Here is a 7,418-nt window from a genome sequence, read left to right as displayed (position 1 = left end):
CAGAGGACACGAAGGTATAATTTTGAATGTTGAATGTTGAGTTTTAAACTTAAGAGCCGGATTCCATTCCCAATTCAACATTCAAAATTATTTTTCCAACACCTGCCGGTAACGCTGCGCATCCTCCTGGCTGAAGGCGCAGGCCACGATTCGCTCAAACCTGGGCTCGTATTCACGCATCACCCGCACAGCGATCGCCACGGCCTGGTCCTTGGGATAGCCGTAGACCCCGGTACTGATACCGGGAAAAGCAATAGAGCGGATATCCCCCTGCGCCAGCGCCTCCTCGAAGGAACGCCGGTAACAGCTTTCCAGCAGGGCCGGTTCGCCCTGCTCCCCGCCGTGCCAGATCGGGCCGACGGTATGAATCACGTATCGTGCAGGCAAATTGAAACCGGGGGTAATTTTGGCATCGCCGGTGTCGCAGCCATTTAATGGCCGGCAGGCTTCGAGCAGTTCGGGACCGGCAGCGCGGTGAATCGCGCCATCCACCCCGCCGCCCCCCAGCAGGGTATTATTGGCCGCATTGACGATGGCATCCACCTCCAGGGTGGTGATATCGCCCTGAACCACCTCAATCATAAATACCTCCCGCAAACGTGCTATCGGTACAATATTCGAAGCCGTTATGGCCTGCGCCTGGTGCCCAGGTTGTCTCTCGCAAAGGCGCCATGACGTTTATGCCCGATGTTTGGGTGCAAAGAAAGTATCACGTTTTATTCTCAGCGGCTTCGCGCCTCTGCGAGAGTATACATACAACACGAGCCTGTCCCCATAAGGAGGTGTCACGCAGGCTATCGCCAGCGTGACCTACACCACTCATGCGAGAAAAATAGTCCGCAAATGAACGCCAATCAACGCAAATGGCATTTTTCTGGTTTGCGTTCATTGGCGTTTTTTAGCAGACGTCAGGCCCTTGTCGCTTATTTGACCAGCTTGAGATTGGGCTTGCCGGATTTGCTGTCGTCGTCCGGCGTATCATCCGGGGGCGGCGTATCGTCGGGTTCGTTAAACACCATTCCCTGCCCGTTTTCCTTGGCGTAGATCGCCAGGACAGCGGTAATCGGGAAACTGACATCCATCGGTTTGCCGGCAAAGCGGGCACTGAAGGCCACGTAGTCGTTGCCCAGTTCCAGGCCGTTGACGGCGACCGGGCTGACATTGAGGACGATTTTGCCGTTTTCGACATAATCGCGTGGTATGTAGGCGTAATCGTTTTCGGCGTTGACCAGAACGTAGGGGGTCATCTGGTTATCGACGATCCAGTCATAAATAGCACGAAGCAGATACGGCTGGCTGGGCGTCATGGACATGGCAATACCTTTCGGGTTTATTCGTCTTTCATTTCCTTCTCACCCTCGGTGAGACTCTGTTTGAAGGACTCCCGTTCAAACATGCGCTCGGCATAATCAATCACTGGTTTGGCCGCGGACGGCAGCTCTATTCCGTAGGAGGGCAGGCGCCACAACAGGGGAATAACAGTGCAGTCGATCAGGGAGAATTCTTCTCCCAGGAAAAACGGCTTCTGATCGAAAATCGGTGAAACCGACATCAGACTGTCGCGCAGCTCCTTGCGGACCTTGTCGCTGGCGGTGCTCGGATTGCCCAACTGATGGGCCAGACGGTACCAGTCACGTTCGATGCGATGCAGCATCATGCGGTTGCGCGCCCGCGAGACCGGGTCGACCGGCATCAGTGGCGGATGAGGAAACCGCTCGTCCAGGTACTCCATGATCACCTGGTGCTGGAACAGCACCAGATCCCGATCCACCAGGGTGGGAACGTCGTTGTAGGGATTGAGATCCTTGAGGTCTTCCGGCGTGTCGCCAAGGTCGACGTTGTGTATGTCGTAGTTGATGCCCTTCTCCGCCAGTACGATACGTACCATGTGGCAGTAGGGGCAGGTATTACCCGAAAACAGGGTCATTGCCAAACGTCGATTGGCCATTTGCGCCATAACTTACTCATCCCAGTGCTGTGTTCAGAAATAAAACAGGGGGAACCGGTGGCTCCCCCTGTTTATTATACCGAACTTGTCCCGTAGTTTGGCGCTTTACGCGGGAAAATTCATACCTTCTCGTACGCAAGTGCCTGATTCGGCGTGATCCGGCCCGACATCACGCCGGACCGGCTCCGCTGTTTCAGGACGCAGGGCCCCGTCACAGCACCGTTTTAGTGGACATCCCGCCAGTATTCTTTCTTCAGCGCATAGGCGAAGAAGAACAGGATAACCAGGAACAGGATAACCCAGACACCGATCTTGTAGCGATCCAGCTTGGCCGGCTCACCCACATAGACCAGGAAATTGACCAGATCACGCATGGCATCGTCATATTCGGCCGGGCTCATGGAGCCTTCCTTGACGAATTCGTAATCGACCAGTTCCTTGACCTCTTCGCCGTCCGCATTTTCATGCGTCTCGTAGACCGGCTTTTTCAGGCCTTCCAGCTCCCACAGCACATGGGGCATGCCAACCAGCGGAAATGCCTGGTTGTTGACGCCCATCGGCCGGGACTCATCCACATAGAAGGTCTTCAGATAGGTGTAGAGCCAGTCGGGCCCCCGGGAGCGGGCCACGACGGACAGATCCGGCACCTTGGTCCCGAACCAGCCCTCGGCCGCTTCACCGGGCATGGCATTTTTCATCAGCGAACCGCTTTTTGGGGTTTCTCCCTGCGGCTGCTTGGAAAAATCGGCCACGGGCATCAGATTCTGCACCACCTGCTCATCGCTCAGACCGAGGTCCTTGCCCATACGGTTGTAACGCATGTAAGAGAGGGAGTGACAGCCCATGCAGTAATTGACGTACAACTGGGCGCCCCGTTGCAGGGAGGCCTTGTTATTCAGGTCAACATCCGCATCCAGCAGCTTGACGCCCCCGCCGGCGGCCATAGACACAACCGGTGCCATCATCAACAAAAATGCAGTCAGTTTTTTCATCATTTGTCAGTCACCCTTTCCGGAACCGGTTTGGTTTTGTCAATTTTGGTGTACCAGGGCATCAGCAGGAAAAACGCAAAGTACAGCGCGGTGAAGATCTGCGCCAGCAGCGTTTTGACCGGTGTAGAAGGCTGTACGCCCAGATAACCCAGAATGACAAAACTGATGACAAGAATGGCCAGGGCAATCTTGAACAACGGACCACGGTAACGTACTGATTTGACCGGGCTGCGATCCAGCCAGGGCAGGAAGAACATCACTACGATCGCCGCACCCATGACCACGACGCCGGGGAACTGCGAGCCGAACATCGGCGGGATCGCCCGCAACATGGCGTAGAACGGCGTGAAATACCAGACCGGGGCAATGTGTTCCGGCGTCTTGAGCGGATCGGCCGGCACGAAGTTAGCGTGCTCGATAAAGTAGCCGCCCATTTCCGGGGCAAAAAAGGCCACGGCAAAGAAGAAAATGAGGAACACCACCACACCGGCAATATCCTTGACCGTGTAATAAGGGTGGAACGGAATGCCGTCGACCGGCTTGCCGTTGGCGTCCTTGTTCTTCTTGATTTCAACACCGTCGGGATTATTGGAACCGACTTCGTGCAGGGCCAGAATGTGTGCCACAACCAGGGCAATCAGCACCAGCGGCAGGGCAATCACGTGGAAGGCAAAGAAGCGGTTCAGGGTGGCATCGCCGATAACATAGTCACCGCGAATCCAGACCGACAGCTCCTCACCGACGAACGGCACGGCGGAGAACAGGTTAACGATAACCTGCGCGCCCCAGTAGGACATCTGGCCCCAGGGCAGCAGGTAGCCAAAGAACGCTTCCGCCATCAGCGCCAGATAAATCAGCACGCCGAAGATCCAGATCAACTCACGCGGATTCTTGTAGGAACCGTACATCAGGCCGCGATACATATGCAGATACACCACGATAAAGAACGCCGAAGCGCCGGTGGAGTGCATATAACGGATCAACCAGCCCCAGTTCACATCCCGCATGATGTACTCGACCGAGGCAAACGCCAGCCCGGCATCGGGCTTGTAATGCATGGTCAGGAAGATACCGGTGACGATCTGGATAACCAGCACCAGCAAGGCGAGCGAACCGAAAAAGTACCAGAAGTTGAAGTTTTTCGGCGCGTAATATTCGGACAGATGCTCCTTCCACATCTTGCTCAGCGGGAAGCGGGCATCGATCCAGTTCATCAGGGATTGTGTTTTGGTCATTATGCTGCCCCTCCGTCTTCGCCAACCAGAACCACAGAATCGCTCAGGAATTTGAACGGCGGGATGACCAGGTTGGTCGGTGCCGGCACGCCGGAGTAGACACGGCCGGCCAGATCAAACTTGGAACCGTGGCAGGGGCAGAAGAAGCCGCCTTTCCACTCCTTGCCACCCAGATCCTTGGCGCCCAGCTCGGGGCGGTAGGTCGGGGAACACCCCAGGTGAGTACAGATTCCGATCAACACGGCAATTTCAGGATTATCTTCGCGGGCACGGAATTCATTCTGCGCATAGGCCGGTTGTTGCGGCGCCTGGGACTGGGGATCCGCGAGCCTGTCGTTCAACGTGGGCAAATCTTCCATGTTTTGCTCGGTACGCCGCACCACCCAGATCGGCTTGCCTCGCCATTCCACGGTAACCCGCTCGCCCGGCGCCAGTTTGCTGACATCCACTTCCACCGGCGCGCCGGCCGCCTGGGCCCGGGCGCTGGGATTCATGGACTGGATAAACGGAATCGCTATGCCGACTACGCCTACTGCGCCCACCACACTGGTGGAGGCAAGCAGAAACCGGCGTCGGCTGGTATCAATGCCATCGGTACTCATTTGAAAACTATCTCCCCGACTCAGATATGAACGATCACGGCCGACAACCGGCTGTCATCAAAAAATGCGCTAGTGAAATCGCTGTGCCCAAATAATAAGAATTTCAGAATGTGGTAAACATCCGAGATTTCAGGCGCGCATAGTTTCGCGTATCGAGCCACCGGGGTCAAGAAAACCACGTAGTTCACCCGGTAGTTCAACAAGTTACTGTTTTCACCGGCCTCAGGCCGGATTGTCGATATCGATAAATTGCTGCTCGATACCAAAATGTTCTGCCACATGCTCGCCCAGAGCCCGTGCCCCGTAACGCTCCGTGGCGTGGTGACCGGCCGCGTAAAAATGAATCCCATTTTCCCGCGCCAGGTGTACCGTCTGTTCGGAAACCTCACCGGTCAGATAGGCGTCCACTCCCAGGCGGATCGCCTCCTCGATCAGCCCCTGGGCCCCGCCAGTACACCAGGCCAGTTTACTCACCGGCGCCGGGGCCTCGCCCACATGCAGCGGGGCGCGTCCCAGCCGCTCGGCGATCTGCCCGGCCAGTGCCTCCCCCGACAGCGGCTCGGGCAGGCCGCCATACAGGCCAATGGCCGGGTTCCCCGGCGGCCCGAAGCTACCAGCCACCTTCAGCCCCAGCACCTTCGCCAGCTGCACGTTGTTGCCATAAACCGGATGTGCGTCCAGCGGCAGGTGATAGGCCAGCAGGCTGATCTTATTCTCCAGCAGGCGGGCGATTCGCCGTTTTTTGATCCCGACGATCGGCGCCGCCTCGCCCTTCCAGAAATAACCGTGATGCACCAGCAGGGCATCGGCCCCCGCCTCGACCGCCGCCTCAATCAACGCCTGGGAGGCGGTCACGCCACACACCAGCCGGTTGATCGTCACGCTACCTTCCACCTGCAACCCATTGGGACAGTAATCGGTGAAGCGCTCCACTTCCAGCAAATCGTCCAGATACCGTACCAAATCACTCAGCTGCACCATGCGAAACCCGTCTCCATCAGTTATTATCCGGTGAACTCACACAGTGTAACCAATTCCTGATCATGATGCGCCTGACCCGTACGCTTAAATTCATTATCCAGTTTGCCGTTCTCGGCCTGGCTGTGGCGTTTGTCGTCCTTTATTTATTGTCTGACAGCCCCTTGCCTTTCGGCGACAAGCCGGTGGTCGAGCTGCGCGAGGCCCCGCCGCGTGAATCATCCGGCCGCGGCGAAGGCCCTGTCTCCTATGCCGATGCAGTGGAAGCCGCCGCGCCGGCCGTGGTCAACATCCACTCCAAAAAGGTTGTCACCCGCGAGGCCCATCCATTACTGGACGATCCCATTTTTCGCCACTTTTTCGGCGACAACTTCGGCCCTCCGCGCGAACGCGAAGAGACCAACCTCGGTTCGGGCGTGATCATCAGCGAACAGGGCTACATCCTCACCAATAATCACGTCATCAGCGGCGCCGAAGAGATCCGGATCGCCCTGCCCGATCAACGCAGTGCCAATGCCACCGTGGTCGGCACCGACCCCGACACCGATCTGGCCGTGCTCAAGGTCGAGCTGGACGCATTACCGGTCATCACCCTGGGGCGCTCAGACCAGCTTCGGGTCGGTGATGTCGTTCTGGCCATTGGCAACCCTTTCGGCGTCGGCCAGACCGTCACCTCCGGCATTGTCAGTGCCACCGGCCGCAATATGCTCGGCATCAGCACCTTCGAAAATTTCATCCAGACCGATGCCGCCATCAACCCCGGCAACTCCGGCGGTGCTCTGATTACCGCCCATGGCGAGCTGATTGGTATCAACACCGCCATCTTCTCGCGCAGCGGTGGCTCGCAGGGCATCGGCTTCGCCATCCCCACCAGCCTGGCACGGGATGTCATGCAACAAATTATCGAACATGGCGAGGTCAAACGCGGCTGGCTTGGCGTCGCCATTCAGAACATTAATGATAATCTCGCTGAATCGCTGGACCTTGATGAAGATCAAAAAGGTGTCATCATCACCAGTATTCTCAATCAGGGCCCGGCCGACGACGCCGGTCTGCAACCCGGCGATGTCATCACGCAGATCAACGACAAGGCGGTGACCGATGTCGCCAATGCCCTGGATATCATCAGCAACCACCGCCCCGGCGACAGGATCACCATCAACATTATCCGGCAGGGCAAGTCGATGAAGAAAACGGCCCGGGTCACCCAGCGCCCGAAACAGGAGCAATAACACCCGCCATGTCAGCCATGGCGGGCCGCCGGGGCTTACCGTTGAGCTCAGCCGGACTTCTGCAGTCCCCAGGGCTGGCGAAGTGCCAGTACCACCAGCGGAATCAGGACCAGGCTCAGCACCAGCGGTCCGTATATCAGCAAGCTGACACTGTAGTCGGGCTGTGCCACGAATCGCACGGCATCGATCATCCAGGCATGAATAATCAACAGGACTATCCCGTGCAGGGTTACCAGAGGGCCGCTTTTCAGTGTCACAGCAAGGGAATAGACAAAATAGGGCAATAGCCCGGCCGCCAGAATCCCGGCGTGCAGGTGATAGCCCAGTGCCAGTTGCGGTTCAAATGACGCGATAAATGCCAGTAACACGCCAATGACGATCATGCCATATTCAACAAATTTTAAACGGGTGTTCGTCATACAGCCCCCTGT

General features: G+C 57.2%; 9 protein-coding genes. 1 reads left to right on the top strand and 8 read right to left on the bottom strand.

What is annotated here, in order from left to right:
* Window positions 1–87 precede the first annotated feature (87 nt).
* The 7 genes from RI563_RS02455 to RI563_RS02425 form a co-directional block, all read right to left on the bottom strand.
* A complete protein-coding gene (locus tag RI563_RS02455; protein ID WP_310692756.1) occupies window positions 88–582 on the bottom strand; it encodes an O-acetyl-ADP-ribose deacetylase in 495 nt (164 codons plus the stop codon).
* 341 nt (window positions 583–923) lie between these two features.
* Entirely contained in the window at window positions 924–1,307 is a 384-nt protein-coding gene (locus RI563_RS02450) for a ClpXP protease specificity-enhancing factor (protein WP_310692789.1), read from the bottom strand.
* A 23-nt stretch (window positions 1,308–1,330) separates the two neighbouring features.
* The gene (locus RI563_RS02445) at window positions 1,331–1,957 is read right to left on the bottom strand and encodes a glutathione S-transferase N-terminal domain-containing protein (protein ID WP_310692755.1); all 627 of its coding nucleotides are present in this window, start codon (window positions 1,955–1,957) and stop codon (window positions 1,331–1,333) included.
* Window positions 1,958–2,172: 215 nt separating this feature from the next.
* Window positions 2,173–2,940, bottom strand: a complete 768-nt coding sequence (locus tag RI563_RS02440; RefSeq protein WP_317622848.1) for a cytochrome c1 — start codon at window positions 2,938–2,940, stop codon at window positions 2,173–2,175.
* Window positions 2,940–4,175: a cytochrome bc complex cytochrome b subunit gene (locus RI563_RS02435; RefSeq protein WP_310692753.1), complete on the bottom strand. Its 1,236-nt coding sequence runs from the start codon at window positions 4,173–4,175 to the stop codon at window positions 2,940–2,942. The genes RI563_RS02440 and RI563_RS02435 overlap by 1 nt, the downstream gene beginning before the upstream one ends.
* Window positions 4,175–4,777 carry a ubiquinol-cytochrome c reductase iron-sulfur subunit gene (gene petA, locus RI563_RS02430; RefSeq protein WP_310692752.1) on the bottom strand — a complete coding sequence of 201 codons (603 nt, stop codon included), beginning with the start codon at window positions 4,775–4,777 and terminating at the stop codon, window positions 4,175–4,177. Before petA ends, RI563_RS02435 begins: the two co-directional genes overlap by 1 nt.
* A gap of 222 nt (window positions 4,778–4,999) precedes the next feature.
* Window positions 5,000–5,758 carry a Nif3-like dinuclear metal center hexameric protein gene (locus tag RI563_RS02425; RefSeq protein ID WP_310692751.1) on the bottom strand — a complete coding sequence of 253 codons (759 nt, stop codon included), beginning with the start codon at window positions 5,756–5,758 and terminating at the stop codon, window positions 5,000–5,002.
* 62 nt (window positions 5,759–5,820) lie between these two features.
* On the opposite strand from RI563_RS02425, the gene RI563_RS02420 reads away from it, so the two are divergent.
* A complete protein-coding gene (locus RI563_RS02420) occupies window positions 5,821–6,987 on the top strand; it encodes a S1C family serine protease (RefSeq protein WP_317622845.1) in 1,167 nt (388 codons plus the stop codon).
* A gap of 47 nt (window positions 6,988–7,034) precedes the next feature.
* Here RI563_RS02420 and RI563_RS02415 read toward each other — a convergent pair whose 3' ends face one another.
* Entirely contained in the window at window positions 7,035–7,406 is a 372-nt protein-coding gene (locus RI563_RS02415; RefSeq protein WP_310692750.1) for a hypothetical protein, read from the bottom strand.
* Window positions 7,407–7,418: the final 12 nt, after the last annotated feature.

Source organism: Thiohalophilus sp. (genome assembly GCF_031581315.1).
GTDB lineage: Bacteria > Pseudomonadota > Gammaproteobacteria > UBA6429 > Thiohalophilaceae > Thiohalophilus.
This window is presented reverse-complemented; position numbering and strand designations above follow the sequence as displayed.

Excerpts from the sequence above, each read along its gene's own strand:
- RI563_RS02455 (WP_310692756.1), bottom strand. The coding sequence starts at position 582 with ATGATTGAGGTGGTTCAGGGCGATATCACCACCCTGGAGGTGGATGCC.
- RI563_RS02450 (WP_310692789.1), bottom strand. The coding sequence starts at position 1,307 with ATGACGCCCAGCCAGCCGTATCTGCTTCGTGCTATTTATGACTGGATC.
- RI563_RS02445 (WP_310692755.1), bottom strand. The coding sequence starts at position 1,957 with ATGGCGCAAATGGCCAATCGACGTTTGGCAATGACCCTGTTTTCGGGT.
- RI563_RS02440 (WP_317622848.1), bottom strand. The coding sequence starts at position 2,940 with ATGAAAAAACTGACTGCATTTTTGTTGATGATGGCACCGGTTGTGTCT.
- RI563_RS02435 (WP_310692753.1), bottom strand. The coding sequence starts at position 4,175 with ATGACCAAAACACAATCCCTGATGAACTGGATCGATGCCCGCTTCCCG.
- petA (WP_310692752.1), bottom strand. The coding sequence starts at position 4,777 with ATGAGTACCGATGGCATTGATACCAGCCGACGCCGGTTTCTGCTTGCC.
- RI563_RS02425 (WP_310692751.1), bottom strand. The coding sequence starts at position 5,758 with ATGGTGCAGCTGAGTGATTTGGTACGGTATCTGGACGATTTGCTGGAA.
- RI563_RS02420 (WP_317622845.1), top strand. The coding sequence starts at position 5,821 with ATGATGCGCCTGACCCGTACGCTTAAATTCATTATCCAGTTTGCCGTT.
- RI563_RS02415 (WP_310692750.1), bottom strand. The coding sequence starts at position 7,406 with ATGACGAACACCCGTTTAAAATTTGTTGAATATGGCATGATCGTCATT.